Here is a 16,433-nt window from a genome sequence, read left to right as displayed (position 1 = left end):
GCACCGACCTCCTCGTCGCGCGGCAGGGGCACCGCTCGGCCCCCGGCCGCTGACCGTCCCCTGCAGGACGGTCGTTGCCTACCACGCCCCCCCGCGTGGCGTCCCCGCCCGCGAACAGCCGGGGCCCGCCCGGCCGCGCGCTCGGCGGCGAGGTGGCCGAGCGCCCCGGGCTCAGTCGGCGACCTCGACCGGCAGGACCGGACAGCTGACGTCGAGCAGGATCCGCTGGGCCGCACTGCCCACCGACAGCTTGCCTACCGGACTGCGCCGCCGCATGCCGATCACCACGAGCTCGACGCCGTCCCGGCCCGCCATGTCGACGAGCTCCTCGACCGGGTCCCGGCCGCTGCGGTGCTCGACGGTGTGCGGGATCCCGGCCGCCGCGAGCTCGCCCTCGGTCCCCACCATCGTGTCGGGGTCGGCGTGCCGGGGGTCCACGAGCACGCTCACGGGGAGTCCTCCTGCTCCGGCGCCCTGCCCCACGGCGCGGTCCTCAACCAGGAGGCGCTGGCAGCCGAGCGCGACGTCAGCACGACCCCGCTGCGGGAGGCCATGCGCCGGCTGTCGTCGGAGGGCCTGGTCGTGCTGGGCGCCCACCGGGACGCGCGCGTGGCACCCCTGACGGGGGCCGAGGCCCGGAGCCTGTTCGAGATCCGCCAGCAGCTCGACCCGCTCGCCGTCCGGCTGGCCGCCGAGCGGCGCGGAGGCCGACCGGGCGCGGATCCGCGAGGCGGCCGCGTCGCTGGAGCCGCTCGACGCCGGCAGGGGCCTGGCCGCCCTGGAGGCGCACCGCGCGTTCCACGCCGCGCTCTACCGGGCCAGCCACAACGACCTGCTCGTCGGGCTGCTCGACGGTCTGTGGGACAGGGCCGACCGCTACCGCCGGGCGGCCCTGGAGGCGCAGGAGGACTCCTCTGGCGACCGCGCCCGCGTGCAGGCCGAGCACCAGGCGATGATGGGCGCCGTGCTCGACGGCGACCCCGACGCCGCCGAGGAGCACATGCGCCGCCACGTGGCGGGCAGCCTCGGCCGCCGGGCGATCGACGTCCTCGGCGGCGGCTGACCGCCCGCGCGGCGCCGACGGCGACCGCGGACCGCACCCCCTTCCCCGGCCGCCCCCGGGGCTCCCGCGCTGCGCCGGCTCCGGCGGCAGGGCCTGGTCGAGGAGGCACTTGGTCAGTTGACCAAGTCCGTGCCAGAATGGCGCTGCCGGCCGCTCGGCCGGCACCCCGCCCACCTCCCGAGGAACCCCTGTGAGCCCGCTCCGTCGCTGGTCCGCTCTCGCGGTGCTGGCGCTCCCGGTCCTGCTGATCAGCATCGACATGACCGTGCTCGGCTTCGCGGTGCCCGCCCTGACCGCCGACCTGGGCCCGACGTCGACCGAGCTGCTGTGGATCGTCGACATCTACTCGTTCCTGCTGGCCGGCCTGCTCGTGCTCATGGGCAACCTCGGCGACCGCATCGGCCGCCGCCGGCTGCTGGTCGCGGGTGCCGCCGCCTTCGGGTGCGCCTCGCTGGTGGCGGCGTTCTCGACGTCGGCCGGGATGCTCATCGCGGCCCGGGCCCTGCTCGGGCTCGGGGGGGCCACGCTGATGCCCTCGACCCTGGCGCTGCTGCGCTCGGTGTTCCCCGACCCCCGGGAACGGCGCCTGGCCGTCGCGATCTGGGCGGCCGCGTTCTCCGGCGGCGCCGCCCTCGGCCCGATCATCGGCGGGTTCCTGCTCGAGCACGCCTGGTGGGGCTCGGTGTTCCTGGTGAACGCCCCGGTCATGGTGCTGCTGCTCGTCGGCGCCCCGCTGCTGCTGCCCGAGTCGCGCAACCCGCGACCCGGGCCGTTCGACGCGCTGTCCGCCGTCCTGTCGATCGCCGGCGTGTTGCCGCTGGTCTACGCCCTCAAGACCGCTGCCCACGACGGCGCGAGCGCGCCGGTGCTCGGAGGCCTCGCCGCGGGCGGGGCGCTGCTGTGGGCCTTCGTGCGCCGGCAGCGCCGGCTGGCCGAGCCGCTGCTGGACCTGCGGCTGTTCCGGTACCGCGCCTTCACCGTCGCGGTCGCCACCAACCTGCTGACGGTGTTCGCCCTGCTCGGGCTGCTGTTCTTCCTGCCGCAGTACCTCATGCTCGTGCTCGGCATGAGCCCGCTGGTCGCCGGCTTGTGGATGCTCCCGCTCGCGGGCGCGACCGTGGCCGGGTCGCTGGCCGCCCCGTGGCTGGCCCGCTCCCTGGACCTGCGGTGGGTCATCGGCGGCGGGACGGCGCTGGCTGCGACGGGACTCGCGGCCGGCACGCTGCTCGGGATGGACGGCGACCGGGTCGTGCTCGTCGTGACCGGCCTGCTCATCGGGAGCGGCGTCGGCGCCGCCGAGGCGCTGACCAACGACGTCATCCTCACCACCGCACCGCCCGAGCGGGCCGGTGCCGCCGCCTCGGTGTCCGAGACCGCCTACGAGTTCGGCAGCGCGATGGGCACCGCGGTGCTCGGGACCGTGGGGCTCTCGGTCTACGCGGCGCACCTCGGCGCCGTCGACGGCGTGCCGGCGGGGGACGCCGAGGCCGCCCGGGAGACCCTGGGCGGCGCGGCGCAGGTCGCGGCGGGGCTGCCGCCGGAGACCGCCGCGTCGCTCCTGGCCGAGGCCGGGCAGGCGTTCGTGTCCGGCATGCACGTGGTCCTGCTGGTCGCCGCCCTGCTGGCGGCGGGCGTGGCGGTGCAGGCGCTCGTTCTGCTGCGCGGCAGCCGGGGCCCGGGTGCGGGTACGGCAGCTGACGCCCACCCGGCACCTGCCACGCTGGCCGGGTGACCGGGGCCAGACGCGCGCACCTGCCCGTCGAGCAGCGCCGGGCCCAGCTCGTGGCGGCCGCCATGCGGGTGATGCAGCGCGAGGGGGCCTGGTCGCTCACCACCCGGGCGGTCGCGAAGGAGGCCGGCGTCCCGCTGGGGGCGGTGCACTACGCCTTCGGCTCCAAGACCGAGCTGGTGCGGGCGGTGTTCCGGGCCGACCGCGACCGGTCGACCGCGCTGCTCCGGCGGGCTGTCGAGGCCGGGGGCACCCCGGCGGAGATCCTGACCCGCGCCCTCCTCGGCTACGTCGACAGCGTCATCGCCGACCCCGGCGCCGAGATCGTGCTGCAGGAGCTGACCATGATGGGCGGCCGGGACGACGACCTTCGGGCCGCGGCGCGGGAGTCCACCGAGCAGTACCGCAGCGACGTCCTCGACCTGCTGCAGCGCGTGGCCGAGTCCTCCGGCGGCACCTGGTCCGGGGACGTCGAGGTGCTGGCCGAGTCGTTGCTCGGTCTGCTGTTCGGGGCGTCGGTGAACTGGCTGTGCACCGGGGACGACGACCTCTTCCGCCGGTGCGCCACCGATGCCGCGCAAACCCTCGCCGGCCGCCTCACCGGGAGCGTCCCGGCCCGGGACTGAACCGGGGAGGGGTCGCCGGGAGCGCGGGCTCGCGGCACACCCCCCGCTCCGGGTCGTGACGGTCGGCCGCCGCGGCGGTCAGCGCGGCGACCACGCCTGCCACGGCCGGGTTGCCGAGGCCGGGCCGGGTCAGCACCCCGACGTGCCGGTGGACGTCCACCCCGGCGAGCCGGGCCGTCGCCACCCCCGGGTCCGGGACGGAGCCCAGGACCGGCACGAGCGCCACGCCCAGGCCCGCGCGGACGAAGCCGCGGAGAACGTCGTAGTCGTTGCTCCGGTACCCCACCCGGGGCTCGAAGCCCGCCTCGGCGCACACCCGCTGCAGGCACGTGGCGCCCGCGGTCCCCTGCCGGGTGGTGATCCAGGGAGCGTCCGCGAGGTCGCCGAGCCGCACCTCCTCCTCCCCGGCCGACCGGTGCCCGGGCGGCAGCAGCAGGACCAGGTCCTCGCGGAGCAGCGGGGTGAGCGCCAGCGCCCGCGGCCGCCGGACGGGCACCCGGGTGTAGCGGTAGACCAGGGCGACGTCGAGGTCGCCGTCGTGTACCCGCGGCACCAGCTCGCCGGGTTCCCCCTCGTCCAGCAGCACCTCGACCGACGGGGAGCCGGCGGCCAGCGCGGCCAGCGCCGAGGGCAGCAGGTGCTCGCTGGCCGTCGGGAAGCTGCCCAGCCGGACGGTGCCGGTCGCCCCGTCCGCCAGGCCGCGCAGGTCGTCCTGCAAGGCCCCGAGCGCCGCGAGCACCTCCTGCCCGCGGCCGCGGAGCCACGCCGCCGCCGGGGTCGGGCGGATGCCGTGCGCCTCCCGCTCGAACAGCGGCAGGCCGGCCGCCCGTTCCAGGGCCGCGATCTGCTGGGAGACGGCCGAGGGGGTGTAGCCCAGCCGCCGCGCGGCCACGGCGAAGGACCCGGTCTGCAGCACCGCGGTCAGGGTGCGCAGGTGCAGGGGGTTGAGCACCGTCGCGCCGTCAGACCGTGAACTTCACCCCCTGCGCCAGGGGCAGCTCGCCGGAGTAGTTGATCGTGTTGGTCGCCCGGCGCATGTAGGCCCGCCACGCGTCCGACCCCGACTCCCGGCCGCCCCCGGTCTGCTTCTCGCCGCCGAAGGCCCCGCCGATCTCCGCGCCGGAGGTGCCGATGTTGACGTTGGCGATGCCGCAGTCCGAGCCGTCGGCGGCCACGAAGCGCTCCGCCTCGGCCTGGTCGGAGGTAAAGATGCTCGACGACAGGCCCTGCGGGACGTCGTTGTTGAGCGCGATGGCCTCCTCCAGCGTGCGGTAGGGCAGCACGTAGAGGACCGGCGCGAAGGTCTCCTGGCGCACGATGTCGGTCTGCTCCGGCATCCGCACGATCGCCGGCTCCACGTAGTAGGCGTCCGGCGCCTCCTCCTCGAGGCGGCGGCCGCCGCCGACGACGAGCTCCCCGCCCTGCTGCTCCGCGGCCGCGAGCGCGTCCTGCATCGCCTTGTAGGCGGCGTCGTGGATGAGCGGCCCGACCAGCGTCCCCTCGGCGACCGGCGAGCCGATGGGCAGCCGCCGGTAGGCGGCGGCGAGCCGGTCGGTGAGCTCGTCGACGACGTCGACGTGCGCGATGACCCGGCGCATGGTCGTGCAGCGCTGGCCGGCGGTGCCGGCGGCGGAGAACACGACGCCGCGGGTGGTGAGGTCCAGGTCCGCGGACGGCGTGACGATCGCGGCGTTGTTGCCGCCGAGCTCGAGCAGCGACCGGCCGAAGCGGTCGGCCACCCGCGGCCCCACGGCCCGGCCCATGCGGGTCGAGCCGGTGGCGCTGAGCAGGGCGACGCCGGGATGGGCCACCATCGCCTCGCCGACGTCGGCGCCCCCGAGCAGCACCTGGCTGAGCCCCTCGGGCGCTGCCTCCTCGGCGATCGCGCGGTCCAGCAGGGCCGCCGACGCCAGGGCCGACAGCGGTGCGAGCTCCGAGGGCTTCCACACCACCGGGTCGCCGCAGACCAGCGCGACGGCGGTGTTCCACGACCACACGGCCACCGGGAAGTTGAAGGCGCTGATCACCCCGACGACGCCGAGCGGGTGCCAGGTCTCCATCAGCCGGTGCCCGGGACGCTCGGAGCTGATCGTCCGGCCGTAGAGCTGGCGGGAGAGGCCGACGGCGAACTCGCAGATGTCGATCATCTCCTGGACCTCGCCCAGGGCCTCCGAGGTGATCTTGCCGACCTCCAGGCTGACCAGGGTGCCGAGGTCGGCCTTGTGCTCGCGGAGCAGCTCCCCGAAGCGGCGCACCAGCCCGCCGCGGACGGGTGCGGGCACCGTCCGCCAGACGCGGAACGCCTCGCCGGCGCGGGTGACCGCGGCGTCGACGTCGGTTCCGGTCCGCCACGGGACCGACGCGAGCGGCGCTCCGTTGATCGGCGAGGTCACCGGGTGGTCGCCGGTCAGGGCGTCGAGGTCGACGCCACAGCGGCCGGCGGCCTCCAGCACCTGGCGGCGGAGGTCCTCGGCGGTGGGCAGGGTGGTCACGTGCAGCTCCTCGGGTCGGCGGCGGCGGTGGCCCCCTTGCAGGGGCCCGCCGCGGCCCCGTCCAGGGCACCGCCCCGAGCGTGCGAGGGGTGGGGAGGACGGGGTCCTTCCACGGTGGGGGGCAAGGGGGTCCTCTTTCAGACGATGTTCAGTTCGGGGCGGGCGTCCGCGCCGGCGAAGCGCCCCGCGCTCAGGCCGGTGACGTCGACGAAGGGATCATGGCCGAGGTACAGGTCGCGCACGACCTCGCCCACGGCCGGGCCCATCAGGAAGCCGTGACCGGAGAAGCCGGTGGCGTAGAGGAAGCCCTCGACGGCGTCGGCGCGGCCGATGAGCGCGTTGTGGTCCGGCGTCATCTCGTACAGGCCCGCCCAGCCGCCGGCGATGCCCACCTCCGCCAGCGCGGGTGCGCGCCGCTCGACGGCCGCGCCGAGCCGCGGCAGCCAGCCGTCGGACCGGCCGAGCCGGAAGCCCGGGGTCTCGTCGGGGTCGGACATGCCCAGCAGCAGCCCCTCCCCCTCGGCGTGGAAGTAGAAGGAGGTGTCGAAGTCGATGGTGAAGGGCGTGTGCGGGTCGAGACCCGGGACCGGCTCGGTGACCACGACCTGGCGGCGCAGCGGGGTGACCGGCAGGTCCACGCCGGCCCACGAGCCGACCTCGGCCGACCAGGCGCCGGCGGCGCAGATCACGGTGTCGGTCGCGATCGTCCCGGCGCCGGTGCGCACGCCCACGACGCGTCCGTCGCGGACGTCGATGCCGGTGACCGCGCAGTGCGGCAGCAGGGTGGCGCCGGCCCGGCGGGCGGCCGACGCGTAGCCCAGCACCACCGCCTCGGGCGTGCAGTGGCCGTCGGTCGGCGAGTACGCCGCCGCGAGCAGCCCGTCGGGATCGATCAGCGGCGACAGCCGCCGGGCCTCCGCCACGCTGATCATGCGGCTCGGGACACCGAGCTCGTTCTGCAGGGCGACGTTGGCCTCGAAGGCCCTGACCGCGAGCCGGCTGCCGAGCAGGAAGAGGTACCCCACCTGGTGCAGGTCGATCTCCTGGCCGAACAGCCGGGGGAATTCGCGGAACGCCTCCAGGCTGCGCGCCCCGAGCGCGATGTTCACCGGGTCGGAGAACTGCGCCCGGACGCCACCGGCCGCCTTGCAGGTCGACCCGCCCCCGAGGGCGTCGCGGTCGAGCAGCACGACGTCGCGGACCCCCGCCCGGGCCAGGGAGTGGGCCGCGCTGAGGCCGACCACACCCCCGCCGATCACCACGACGGTGGCGGAGGACGGCGGGTGGCGCCGGTCAGCGGTCATTCCGGTCCTCCTGGGGTCGGGCGCGGCAGGGCGTACCGCCATCGTGGCGGTCGACCGCCGTGCAGCACCAGCGATGCTTCCTGGCTCAGACCGTTTAGCTTCCCTGCATGGACGTGACCCTGGACCTGGTCAAGCTCCGGACCCTCGTCGAGGTCCGGGACACCGGCAGCATGACCGCGGCTGCCGCCGCCCTCGGGTACACGACCGGGGCGGTCTCCCAGCAGATGGCCGCCCTGCAGCGGACGGTGCGGGCGGGGCTGTTCACGCAGGTCGGGCGCCGCGTGCAGCTCACCGACGCCGGTTCCCTCCTCGCCGACCACGCCGTCGAGCTGCTCGCGCTGGCCCGGCGGACGGAGCAGGCGCTGGCCGGCCTGCCGGGGCAGCCGCGGGCGCGGGTCCTCGTGGGGGTCTTCGGCACCGCGGCGGCGGCGCTGCTGCCCCGGGCGCTGGTCCGGGTGCGCGAGCGGTGCCCCGGGGTCCGGCTGCGGTCGATGGAGGTGGACGTGGACGACGCCGCGTCCGCCGTCGCCGCCGGCCGGGTCGACCTCGCCTTCGGGGTGGACTACCCGCAGGCGCCGATCCCCAGGGCACCGGACGTCGAGCTGCTGGTGCTCGTCACCGAGCGCTTCGCGGTCGCCGTGCCCGCCGGCGGCCCGGCGCGGGAGGGCCCGTCCTCGCTGCACGACTTCGCCGGCGACGCGTGGGTGCTGCCGCCCGAGCACACGGCCTACGGCCGGGCCGTCCGGATGGCCTGCCGCAGGGCGGACTTCGAGCCCCGCGTGGACCACAGCGTCACCGACACCGCCTCGACGCTGGCCCTGGTCGCCGCCGGCCTCGGCGTGGCGCCGGTGACCGACCTGATGCTCACGCTGCGGCGCGAGGGCCTGGCCACCGTGCCCCTGACCGAGCGCGTGGAACGGACCCTGGTGCTGGCGCACCGCCGCGAGCCCGCACCCCAGCCGGGGGTGCGGGCGGTCGTCGACGCCATCCGGGCCTCGGTGCCGGGCGGCTGATCCCCGGCGCGGCCGTCAGCGCGCGCCGGCGGCGGACGGCGCGGGCGCGGCCGGCTCCGGGTCGACGATGCCGCCCCGGACCCCCAGCGCGGCCGCGGCCGCGGCCAGCGACGCCGCCCGCTGCTCCGCGTACACCTGCTCGGGGACGCGGAGCGGACGCCCCATCGCCCCGGACAGCCAGTCGGCGTCCCGGTGCGCGCCGCCGTGCGACGCGTCCACCTCGCCCCGGCCGCTGAGGTTGGAGGCGAAGATGCCCGCCGCCGACCGGGGCAGGAAGTCCTCGTAGACGATCGGCTCGGCTCGGAGCCACCCGCCGGCGAGCAGGCCGGGCAGGTCCCGCGGCGGCGCCGTCCCGTCGGGGACGCGGTCGGCCGGGGTGAAGGTGGCGAAGGTCAGGTCCCGGCGGACCAGCTCGGCCTCGGAGTCGGGCAGCCGGGCGTCCCACACCGCGGCGGCGACCTCCTGCCGTGCCCGGCCGGGGGCCTCGGCCAGGCGCCGGTCCACCTCGGCGACGAGCCGCTCGTGCAGGTCGCGGCCCCGTGGGGTCAGGGCGATGCCGCGTGCCTCCACCTCGCCGAAGCGCACCCGCAGCTCGCCCTGGGTGACCCGGCCGTCCGCCTCGCGGAACCGCCGGGGCTCGGCGAGGGCCCGGAAGGAGGTCTGGCGCAGCAGCACGTCGGGCCCGGGACCACCGGGGTGGGCCCTGGATCTCGTCGATCATCCGGATCCCGCGGGCCTGCATGGCGGCGTAGAGCTCGTCGATGTCGAGGACCCGGGGTGTCAGGTGGTTGACGTGGGTGGTGGTCACCCCACCGATGTCGGCCGCCACCCCGGAGACGCGCTCGAGCTCGGCGTACCAGGCCCGGTCGACCGGCTCGGGGGACAGCGCGAACGCCCCGGCCGCGAGGTCCAGGAAGCGGGCGGCGTCCGCCCCGTCCAGCCCGCCCTCCTGCTCCGCCCGGTCGGCCAGCACCAGCAGCTCGTCGGGGAAGAGCCGGCGCGCCGAGAGGAACCGGGTGAGCCGCCGCTCCAGGTCCGCGTCGAAGAAGCGCCGGTCCTGCGGCACCAGCACCGACGTGAACACGCGGAAGGGGTTGCCCGCCAGCTCGTCGGGGTCGGTCGGGCGGAAGGCGGTCGAGACCACCGGGACCGGCTGCGGGGCGGCGTCGCGCAGGTCGTAGCAGCCGGTGGGGTGCATGCCGAGGGCGCCGAAGACGCGGGCCACCTGGCCGAGCTCCTCCGGCGTCCCGACCCGGATGGCCCCGTGCCGCTCGGCGGTCACCCGCTCGATGGAGCCGAGCCGCTCGGCGGCCCGGCCGTCCCGCGCCAGGACCTGCCGGTTCACCTCGTTCGACACCTCGACCAGCGTCGTGTAGGCGGGCACCTCCCGGCCGTAGAGCGCGGAGAGCCGACGGGCGAAGCGCGCCCGCAGCTCGGGAGTGGCGACGGTGGTCACGGGAGCGGCTCCAGGGTCGTGTCGGGCGGCAGCTGCCGGCGCAGCCGCATCGCGGCCAGCACCCGCTGCTGGGCCAGCCGGTGAGCGGCGGCGTGCGGTGTGTCCTCGGTGCGCTTCGCCTCGGCGAGCACCGCCGACGCGTTGGCCCGCAGCTTCGTCGAGATCATCGGGAAGACGTCGTCGGGATCGACGCGGAACGGCGAGCGGCGCATGTCCATCGAGTGCGCCGCGGCGACGATCCCGCCGGCGTTGGCGATGAAGTCCGGGACGACCGGGATGCCGCGCTTCGCGAGGATCTTGCGGGCGCTGCTGGTGGTCGGCAGGTTCGCGCCCTCGACCACTAGACGGGCCGTGGTGGCCAGCGCGACGGCGTCGTCGACGACGTCCTCCCGGGCTGCGGGGACGAGCACGTCGGTGGGCGCGGTGAGCGCGGTGTCCGCCGGCTGCACCCCGCCGTACTCGCGGACGCAGTCGTCGCCCACGTCGGCCCGCAGCCGCGACAGCCGGGCGACGTCGAGGCCGTCGGGGTCGTGAACCGCGCCGGCCGCGGTGGAGACGGCGACCACGGTCGCGCCCAGCTCGACGAACCGCCGCGCGGCCGCCTCGCCGACGGCGCCGAACCCCTGGACCGCGACGCGGGAGCCGGCGAGCTGCCACCCCGACTCGGCCGCCGCGGCGTCGGCGGCCTCGGCGACCCCGAAGCCGGTCACCCCCAGCTCGTCGTAGGGCAGTCCCCCCAGCGCCCGCGGCAGGCCGACGGCCGCGCCGCGGTCCCCGAGCTCGTCCAGGAGGACGGCCGCGTCGTCCTCGGTCAGGCCCATGTCGAGCCCGAAGGCGTACTCGGCCGGCACCTCGTTGCGCAGCGCCCGGGCGAAGGCCCGCAGCACCGCCTCCTTGTCCGCCGCGCGGGGGTCGCCGAGGATCCCGGCCTTCGCCCCGCCGTGGAACAGGTCGACCGCGGCCCACTTCCAGGTCATGGTCCGGGCCAGGCGCGCGACCTCGCGCACGGTGAGGGTGGGGCTCATCCTGGTGCCGCCCTTGCCCATGCCGCGCGCCGTGTTGTCCAGGACCAGGACGCCGCGCATGCCCGACCGGCGGTCCGACACGCACACCACCTTCTCCGGGCCCCACTCGTCCACCAGGGAGAGGACGTCCTCCGTCATGGCCCCGGGCCTCCGTTCTCCGCACTTGGAACCGCCGACCGCGAGTCTGCGGTGGGCACCGGGCCGGCCGGGAGCCCGCGAGGGCGGACACCCCTGGCCCTGGCACCAGGACTGCTGGGGCTGGCCCGCCGCCGCGCCCCGGGCAGGGTGGCGCCGACCTAGCCTGAGGGCGTGTCCGACCGCCCTCGGTCCCGTCGCTCGGCCTACGCGCGCATCCCGGAGCGGGCCTGGCGGGCCATCGCGGGCACCTCCCCGCCGACCGCGCCGATCGGCCTGCGGGCCCAGCGTGGCGGGATGGACGACCTCGCGGCGCACGCGGCCCTGGGCCTGGCGCTGCGCATCGGGGCGTCGCTGCTCGCCGTCGGTGCGGCCGCGGCCGACGTGACCGCGACCGTGCTGCGGGTGGCGGCCGCCTACGGGCTGGCGAACTGCCAGGTCGACGTCACCTTCACGTCGATCACGGTCAGCTACGACCGGGAGGACGCGGTGCCGCTCACCGCGATGCGGACGGTGCGCACCAGCCGGACGGACTACACGCGGCTGCAGCGGATCACCGACCTGGCCCGTGCGGTCGGCACCGGCGGCCTGGACGTCGAGCAGGCCCACCACCGGCTCGACCGCGTCGTCTCCGCACCCCCCACCTACCGCCGCACCGTGAACGCGCTGGGCTGGGCCGGCGTCGCCGGTTCCGTGGGGTTCCTCCTCCGGGGCAGCTGGCTGGAGGCCCTCGTCGCGGCGCTGACCACCGCCCTGATCGAGGCGGTGCTGCGCGTGCTCGACCGGCGCAGCCTGCCGCGGTTCTTCCAGCAGGCGGCCGGGGCCGCGCTCGCGACGGGCGTCGCCGTCGCGCTCCTCGCCTGGGACGCCGACGTGCGCAGCTCCCTGGTCGTCGCGGCCGGCATCGTCGTGCTCCTCGCCGGGCTGTCCCTGGTCGGCGCCGCCGAGGACGCCATCAGCGGCTTCCCGGTGACCGCCGCGGCCCGGGCCTTCGAGGTGCTGACGCTGACCGCGGGCATCGTCGTCGGCATCGCCGCCGTGCTGGACGTCGCCCTGCGGGCCGGCATCCCGCTGGACGTCGTCGCCCCGGTCCCCGTCGTGCCGTTCGCCGTCGGGCTGGCCGCCTCGGCGGGGATCTCCGGCTCCTGGGCCCTGGCCTCCCACGCCCGCCCCCGCGCCGTCGTCCTCGCCGCGGGCGCCGGCGGTCTGGCGTGGACGACGTTCTGGGCGGCCGGCGCCGTGGGTGCCGGTCCGGCGGTGGCCAGCGGGGTCGCCGCCGTCGTCCTGGGGCTCTGCGGTGAGCTGGTGACCGACCGGCTCCGGATCCCGCCGGTGCTCGTCGCGGTCTGCGGCATCGTCCCGCTGCTGCCGGGGCTGGCGATCTACCGAGGGCTGTTCGCGATCGTCGTCGAGGCCGACATCCCGGGCGGGCTGGCCGCCCTCGTCGGGGCCGCGGCGATCGGGCTCGCCCTCGCCGCCGGCGTCACGCTGGGCGAGTACCTCGGCCGGCCGCTCGGCGCGCGGCGGGACCGCTACGACGAGCGGGTCCGCCGCCGCGCCATGACCGCCGAGTGAGCCGCCCGCGGGCCGGGGCGCCCCGGACGCTGTCCGGCGCCCGGGACGCGCCGGTCACGGCGCCTCGTTGGGGTAGCCCTCCTCGTCCATCCGGCGGATGACGCGCGGGTCGAGCCGGCCCTCCCCCACGGCGGCGTCGACCTCGACGTCCGCGGCGGCGCCGTGCTCGTGCATCCACCGGTCGGCGCGGGTCTCCGCGGCCACCCCCTCCTCGGTCAGGTGGGCCTCGCCGATGGCCTTGCGCCGGACGGCGTAGGCGACGAGCACCAGCGCCCAGGCGAGCAAGCTGAGCAGCAGCTGCGACCGGGTGCTGTCCCGGATGAACATCTGCACGAGGACCGCGACGATGGCGGCCGCCGTGAGCAGGGTCAAGACCGGGTAGAACCACATCTTCACCCGCAGCCGCTCCGGCGGGATCGTCGGCCGCATCCGCAGCTCGGAGAGGGCGATCAGCAGGTAGACGAAGAGGATGATCGCGCCAGAGGAGTTGAGCAGGAACAGGAAGACGGTGTCCGGCGAGACGTAGGCCGCGATCACGCACAGGAATCCGACGACGCTGGACGAGAGGATCGCCCACGCGGGGACCCCACGCCGGTTGATCGAGAGCATCCGGCCGGGTGCCTCGTGCCGGGCGGCGAGCACGAACAGCATGCGGGAGGCCGTGTACAGGCCCGAGTTCAGGCAGGACAGGACGGCGGTGAGCACGACCGCGTTCATGATCTCGGCCGCCGCCGGGATGCCCATCTCCTCCATCGCGGCCACGTACGGCGAGTCACCGAGCTCCGTGGAGTTCCACGGCAGGATGGTGGCCAGCAGGAAGATGGAGCCGACGTAGAAGATCAGGATCCGGAAGACGACGGAGTTCGTCGCCCGTGCGATGCCGCGCTCCGGCTCGTCGGACTCCGCGGCGGCGATGGTGGCGATCTCCGCGCCGACCATCGAAAAGACCACGATGACGATGCCCGAGAAGAGCGTGCCGACGCCGTTGGGGAACAGGCCGCCGTGCTCGCTGAGGTTCGAGAAGTCGAGGTCGCGGCCCGGCCACAGGCCCAGGACGAACAACGCGCCGAGGCCGATGAACGCGATGATCGCCAGGACCTTGACGCCGGCGAACCAGTACTCGAACTCCCCGTAGGAGGCCACCGAGAACAGGTTGGTCGCCGTCATGAGCACCATCAGGACCAGCGCCATGAGCCACAGCGGGACGTCAGGCAGCCAGCGCTGCAGGATCGCGGCCCCGGCCACGGCCTCGAAGCCGACGACGATGACCCAGAAGTACCAGTACAGCCAGCCCACGCTGAAGCCGGCCCAGCCGCCGAGCGACTGCCGCGCGTAGTCGGCGAACGACCCGGTCGAGGGGTTGGCGACCGCCATCTCGCCGAGCATCCGCATGACCATGACGATCAGGACGCCGGTGAGGGCGTAGGTCAGGAACGCCGCGGGGCCGACCTCGCCGATGATCGCGCCGGAGCCGACGAACAGGCCGGCGCCGATGACGCCGCCGATCGCGATCATCGTGAGGTGTCGCTGCTTGAGACCCTTCTGGAGGTCGCCGCTGCCTGCTGGGCCGTGTGCCATGTCCGCTCCTCGGGGACGCCGAGTCGGTGGGGTCGGGCGGGGGCTCGCACGACGATCGTGGGGCCATCCAAGCCGCGCCGCCACCACGACCCCGCTGCGTCACGCCGGGGATGCGGAGCCCGCGCGGCGCGCGGGCGGGAGGCCGGGGACGGCGGCCCGACGTCGGGTCACCGACGCCCGCGCCGGAACCGCCTCACCGGGGTCAGGCGCCCCAGGCCGTCGTCTCGTCGAGGGTCACCAGGACGGCGGCCTGGCGCTCGGTGAGGTCCCCGGAGCTGGTCCACTCGGCGCGCAGCAGCCGCCATGCGGCCTGCGGGGAGCCCGGGTGCCCGCCGGCCGGGTACCAGGAGTCGAGGAGCGCCAGGCCGTGCACCAGGCGCCGGACCCAGCCGCCGGCGGCCGCGGATCCGGGCGTCCCCTGCTGCTGCCCGAGGGTGCGGTGACCGGGCACGCCGGGGCCTCCGGGTTGGCTGGACACTGCTGCTCCGCTCGTCGACGGGTGGCACGCCGCGGCGCCTCGACACCGGGGCTCACCGTACGACCGTGTCGGAGTCCCGGGTCGGACGTCGGGGCGTGAGGGTCCGCACGCCCCGACGGGCGACCGGGCTCCCCGTCGGGCGACGGTGCGGGTACCCCGCCCGTTCCTGGTACCGCACCCCACCCGGAGGTGGCCGGGTCAGACGATGCGCGTCTGGAGGCGCACCTCCTCGGGAGCGGTGTGGGTCATCGCGACGACCAGGTCCAGCGCCATCTCCTCGATGTCGTCGACGCTGTCGGCCTGGGTCGTACCGACACCCGGGACGTCGATCACCCAGTGGTCGCCCTCACAGATCGCGGTCGCGGTGTAGTCGGCCATCGGTCCCCTCCGGTCAGGTCGGCAGTGGTGCGGCGCCCGGTCAGGGTCCCGTGCGGGGCGCGGGGGTGGGGCCGGAGCCGAGGCGCACGTTGACCTGCTTGGTCTGGGTGAAGCCGGCGAGCATGCCCTCCAGGGACACCTCCCGGCCGATGCCGCTCTGCTTGTAGCCGCCGTAGGACTGCCCGACGACCTGCCCGCCGCCCTGGTTGACCTGCACCCAGCCGGCCTCCAGCCGGTGCGCGGTGGTGAGCGCCAGGTCGATGTCGGAGCACCACACGTAGGCGCCCAGCCCGTAGGCGGTGTCGTTGGCCATCCGGACCACGTCGTCGACGTCGTTCCAGGCGATGGCCACGACCACCGGCCCGAAGATCTCCTCGCGGGCCAGCCGGAAGCTGTTGTCGCCGCCGGAGAACAGCGTCGGCACGTGGAAGAACCCCTCGGCCAGCGGCCCGTCGGTCGGCGGCAGCCCGCCGGTCTCGACGTGCAGCGCGGGGTCGGCCAGCCCGTCCTGCAGGTACTCCCGGATGGAGCCGAACTGGGTCTCGTTGATCACCGCGCCGATGTCGCTGGCCTCGTCCAGCGGATCCCCGACCCGCATCGACCCCAGCCGCCCGGACAGCCGGGCGAGCACCTCGTCGTGCACGTCGCGGTGCAGGAACAGCCGGGAGCCGGCGGTGCAGCTCTGGCCCTGCCGGCTGATCCGCGAGGACAGCACCAGCCCCTCGATCAGCTCGTCGGTCACCGCGCCGGGGAACACGATCGACGGGTTCTTCCCGCCCAGCTCCAGGGACAGGTGGGCCAGCCGCTGCCCCGCCCGGCCGGCGATGCCGCGGCCGACCTCGGTGGAGCCGGTGAAGGAGATCTTGTCCACGCCGGGGTGCTCGACCAGCGCGTTGCCCGCCGCCCGGCCGGTGCCGGTGACCACGTTCAGGACACCGGGCGGCAGGAACTGCTCGCCGATCTCGGCCATCAGCAGGATCGACAGCGGCGCGTCCTCGGCGGCCTTGAGCACGATGGTGTTCCCCGCGGCCAGCGCGGCCGGCACCTTGAACCCGGCGATCATCAGCGGCGAGTTCCACGGCAGGATCGCGCCGACCACCCCCAGCGGCTCCTGCCGGGTGTACTGCAGCTGGGTCGCCCCGGCCGGCAGCGTGGTGCCCTTGACCTCCCCGGCGACCCCGCCGAAGTAGCGGAACAGGTCCACCAGCAGCGCCACCTCGGGCCGCGCCTGGCTGCGCAGCGCGTTGCCGGTGTCGGCGGCGGTGACCCGGGCGAGCTCCTCGGCGCGGCCCTCCAGCGCGTCGGCGATCCGCAGCAGCACCCGCTGACGCTCCTTGAAGTGCTGATCGCGCCAGCCCGGGAACGCCTCCCGGGCGGCGGCGACGGCGCGGTCGACGTCGGTGGCGGTGCCGCGCGGAACCCGGGCGATCACCGAGCCCCGGCGGGCCGGGCTGGCGATCTCCCGCCAGTCGCCGTCCACGGCCTCCACCCAGTTCCCGCCGATCAGCATCAGCCGGGTCGGCGGGGACGTCGCACCGGGAAACGGGCTCAGCACGCTCTGCTCGGACATGGCTCCTCCTG

At 75.7% G+C, this 16,433-nt stretch carries 15 protein-coding genes and 2 pseudogenes; 6 read left to right on the top strand and 11 right to left on the bottom strand.

Features of this window, described 5'->3' with window-relative positions; translation table 11 throughout:
- Positions 1–171 precede the first annotated feature (171 nt).
- Positions 172–450 carry a universal stress protein gene (locus BLW63_RS24365; protein WP_211517282.1) on the bottom strand — a complete coding sequence of 93 codons (279 nt, stop codon included), beginning with the start codon at positions 448–450 and terminating at the stop codon, positions 172–174.
- Between BLW63_RS24365 and BLW63_RS29125 the strand changes: the two are divergent.
- From BLW63_RS29125 to BLW63_RS24345, 4 genes and pseudogenes are all read left to right on the top strand, one after another.
- Positions 424–528, top strand: a pseudogene (locus BLW63_RS29125) (hypothetical protein); the annotation flags it as partial. The gene BLW63_RS24365 and the pseudogene BLW63_RS29125 sit on opposite strands and share 27 nt — an antisense overlap.
- 193 nt (positions 529–721) lie before the next feature.
- Positions 722–1,063: an FCD domain-containing protein gene (locus tag BLW63_RS27570; RefSeq protein ID WP_091162040.1), complete on the top strand. Its 342-nt coding sequence runs from the start codon at positions 722–724 to the stop codon at positions 1,061–1,063.
- A gap of 223 nt (positions 1,064–1,286) precedes the next feature.
- Positions 1,287–2,795 (top strand): MFS transporter, encoded by a 1,509-nt coding sequence (locus BLW63_RS24350; protein ID WP_244522782.1) that lies wholly within the window; start codon positions 1,287–1,289, stop codon positions 2,793–2,795.
- The gene (locus BLW63_RS24345; RefSeq protein WP_091162038.1) at positions 2,792–3,418 is read left to right on the top strand and encodes a TetR/AcrR family transcriptional regulator; all 627 of its coding nucleotides are present in this window, start codon (positions 2,792–2,794) and stop codon (positions 3,416–3,418) included. The genes BLW63_RS24350 and BLW63_RS24345 overlap by 4 nt, the downstream gene beginning before the upstream one ends.
- Here the strand turns inward: BLW63_RS24345 and BLW63_RS24340 are convergent.
- The 3 genes from BLW63_RS24340 to BLW63_RS24330 all read right to left on the bottom strand — a co-directional run bounded on the left by BLW63_RS24340 (position 3,390) and on the right by BLW63_RS24330 (position 7,214).
- Positions 3,390–4,370 carry a LysR family transcriptional regulator gene (locus tag BLW63_RS24340; protein ID WP_091162037.1) on the bottom strand — a complete coding sequence of 327 codons (981 nt, stop codon included), beginning with the start codon at positions 4,368–4,370 and terminating at the stop codon, positions 3,390–3,392. The genes BLW63_RS24345 and BLW63_RS24340 overlap by 29 nt on opposite strands.
- Positions 4,371–4,380: 10 nt before the next feature.
- Positions 4,381–5,910: an L-piperidine-6-carboxylate dehydrogenase gene (gene amaB, locus BLW63_RS24335; RefSeq protein WP_091162036.1), complete on the bottom strand. Its 1,530-nt coding sequence runs from the start codon at positions 5,908–5,910 to the stop codon at positions 4,381–4,383.
- A gap of 137 nt (positions 5,911–6,047) precedes the next feature.
- The gene (locus tag BLW63_RS24330) at positions 6,048–7,214 is read right to left on the bottom strand and encodes an NAD(P)/FAD-dependent oxidoreductase (protein ID WP_091162035.1); all 1,167 of its coding nucleotides are present in this window, start codon (positions 7,212–7,214) and stop codon (positions 6,048–6,050) included.
- 107 nt (positions 7,215–7,321) lie between these two features.
- Here BLW63_RS24330 and BLW63_RS24325 point away from each other — a divergent pair, with 107 nt between their 5' ends.
- Positions 7,322–8,227, top strand: a complete 906-nt coding sequence (locus BLW63_RS24325; protein ID WP_091162034.1) for a LysR family transcriptional regulator — start codon at positions 7,322–7,324, stop codon at positions 8,225–8,227.
- A gap of 15 nt (positions 8,228–8,242) precedes the next feature.
- Here BLW63_RS24325 and BLW63_RS28720 read toward each other — a convergent pair whose 3' ends face one another.
- The 3 genes and pseudogenes from BLW63_RS28720 to BLW63_RS24315 form a co-directional block, all read right to left on the bottom strand.
- On the bottom strand, positions 8,243–8,902 hold the full coding sequence (locus tag BLW63_RS28720) for a 2-oxoadipate dioxygenase/decarboxylase family protein (protein WP_211517281.1): 660 nt from the start codon (positions 8,900–8,902) through the stop codon (positions 8,243–8,245).
- Positions 8,903–8,978: 76 nt separating this feature from the next.
- Positions 8,979–9,611, bottom strand: a pseudogene (locus BLW63_RS29120) (2-oxoadipate dioxygenase/decarboxylase family protein); the annotation flags it as partial.
- Positions 9,612–9,679: 68 nt separating this feature from the next.
- A complete protein-coding gene (locus BLW63_RS24315) occupies positions 9,680–10,846 on the bottom strand; it encodes a Glu/Leu/Phe/Val family dehydrogenase (protein ID WP_091162033.1) in 1,167 nt (388 codons plus the stop codon).
- 171 nt (positions 10,847–11,017) lie between these two features.
- On the opposite strand from BLW63_RS24315, the gene BLW63_RS24310 reads away from it, so the two are divergent.
- The gene (locus BLW63_RS24310; protein ID WP_091162032.1) at positions 11,018–12,418 is read left to right on the top strand and encodes a threonine/serine exporter family protein; all 1,401 of its coding nucleotides are present in this window, start codon (positions 11,018–11,020) and stop codon (positions 12,416–12,418) included.
- Positions 12,419–12,472: 54 nt separating this feature from the next.
- On the opposite strand, the gene BLW63_RS24305 is transcribed toward BLW63_RS24310, so the two are convergent.
- From BLW63_RS24305 to BLW63_RS24290, 4 genes are all read right to left on the bottom strand, one after another.
- Positions 12,473–13,996, bottom strand: coding sequence for an amino acid permease (locus BLW63_RS24305; protein WP_091162031.1), 1,524 nt, complete (start codon positions 13,994–13,996; stop codon positions 12,473–12,475).
- 202 nt (positions 13,997–14,198) lie between these two features.
- Positions 14,199–14,447 carry a hypothetical protein gene (locus BLW63_RS24300; RefSeq protein WP_091162030.1) on the bottom strand — a complete coding sequence of 83 codons (249 nt, stop codon included), beginning with the start codon at positions 14,445–14,447 and terminating at the stop codon, positions 14,199–14,201.
- A gap of 225 nt (positions 14,448–14,672) precedes the next feature.
- A complete protein-coding gene (locus BLW63_RS24295) occupies positions 14,673–14,852 on the bottom strand; it encodes a hypothetical protein (protein WP_091162029.1) in 180 nt (59 codons plus the stop codon).
- A gap of 40 nt (positions 14,853–14,892) precedes the next feature.
- Positions 14,893–16,422: an aldehyde dehydrogenase family protein gene (locus tag BLW63_RS24290; RefSeq protein ID WP_091159278.1), complete on the bottom strand. Its 1,530-nt coding sequence runs from the start codon at positions 16,420–16,422 to the stop codon at positions 14,893–14,895.
- Positions 16,423–16,433: the final 11 nt, after the last annotated feature.

The sequence above is a fragment of the Geodermatophilus africanus genome, assembly GCF_900107105.1.
GTDB lineage: Bacteria > Actinomycetota > Actinomycetes > Mycobacteriales > Geodermatophilaceae > Geodermatophilus > Geodermatophilus africanus.
Note: the sequence above shows the minus strand (reverse complement) of the source record. Positions and strands in the feature narration are given on the sequence as shown.

What these genes read in the sequence shown, in the direction of transcription:
- BLW63_RS24295 (WP_091162029.1), bottom strand. Translation starts at nt 14,852, where the DNA reads ATGGCCGACTACACCGCGACCGCGATCTGTGAGGGCGACCACTGGGTG.
- BLW63_RS24305 (WP_091162031.1), bottom strand. Translation starts at nt 13,996, where the DNA reads ATGGCACACGGCCCAGCAGGCAGCGGCGACCTCCAGAAGGGTCTCAAG.
- BLW63_RS24330 (WP_091162035.1), bottom strand. Translation starts at nt 7,214, where the DNA reads ATGACCGCTGACCGGCGCCACCCGCCGTCCTCCGCCACCGTCGTGGTG.
- BLW63_RS24290 (WP_091159278.1), bottom strand. Translation starts at nt 16,422, where the DNA reads ATGTCCGAGCAGAGCGTGCTGAGCCCGTTTCCCGGTGCGACGTCCCCG.
- BLW63_RS24315 (WP_091162033.1), bottom strand. Translation starts at nt 10,846, where the DNA reads ATGACGGAGGACGTCCTCTCCCTGGTGGACGAGTGGGGCCCGGAGAAG.
- BLW63_RS24325 (WP_091162034.1), top strand. Translation starts at nt 7,322, where the DNA reads ATGGACGTGACCCTGGACCTGGTCAAGCTCCGGACCCTCGTCGAGGTC.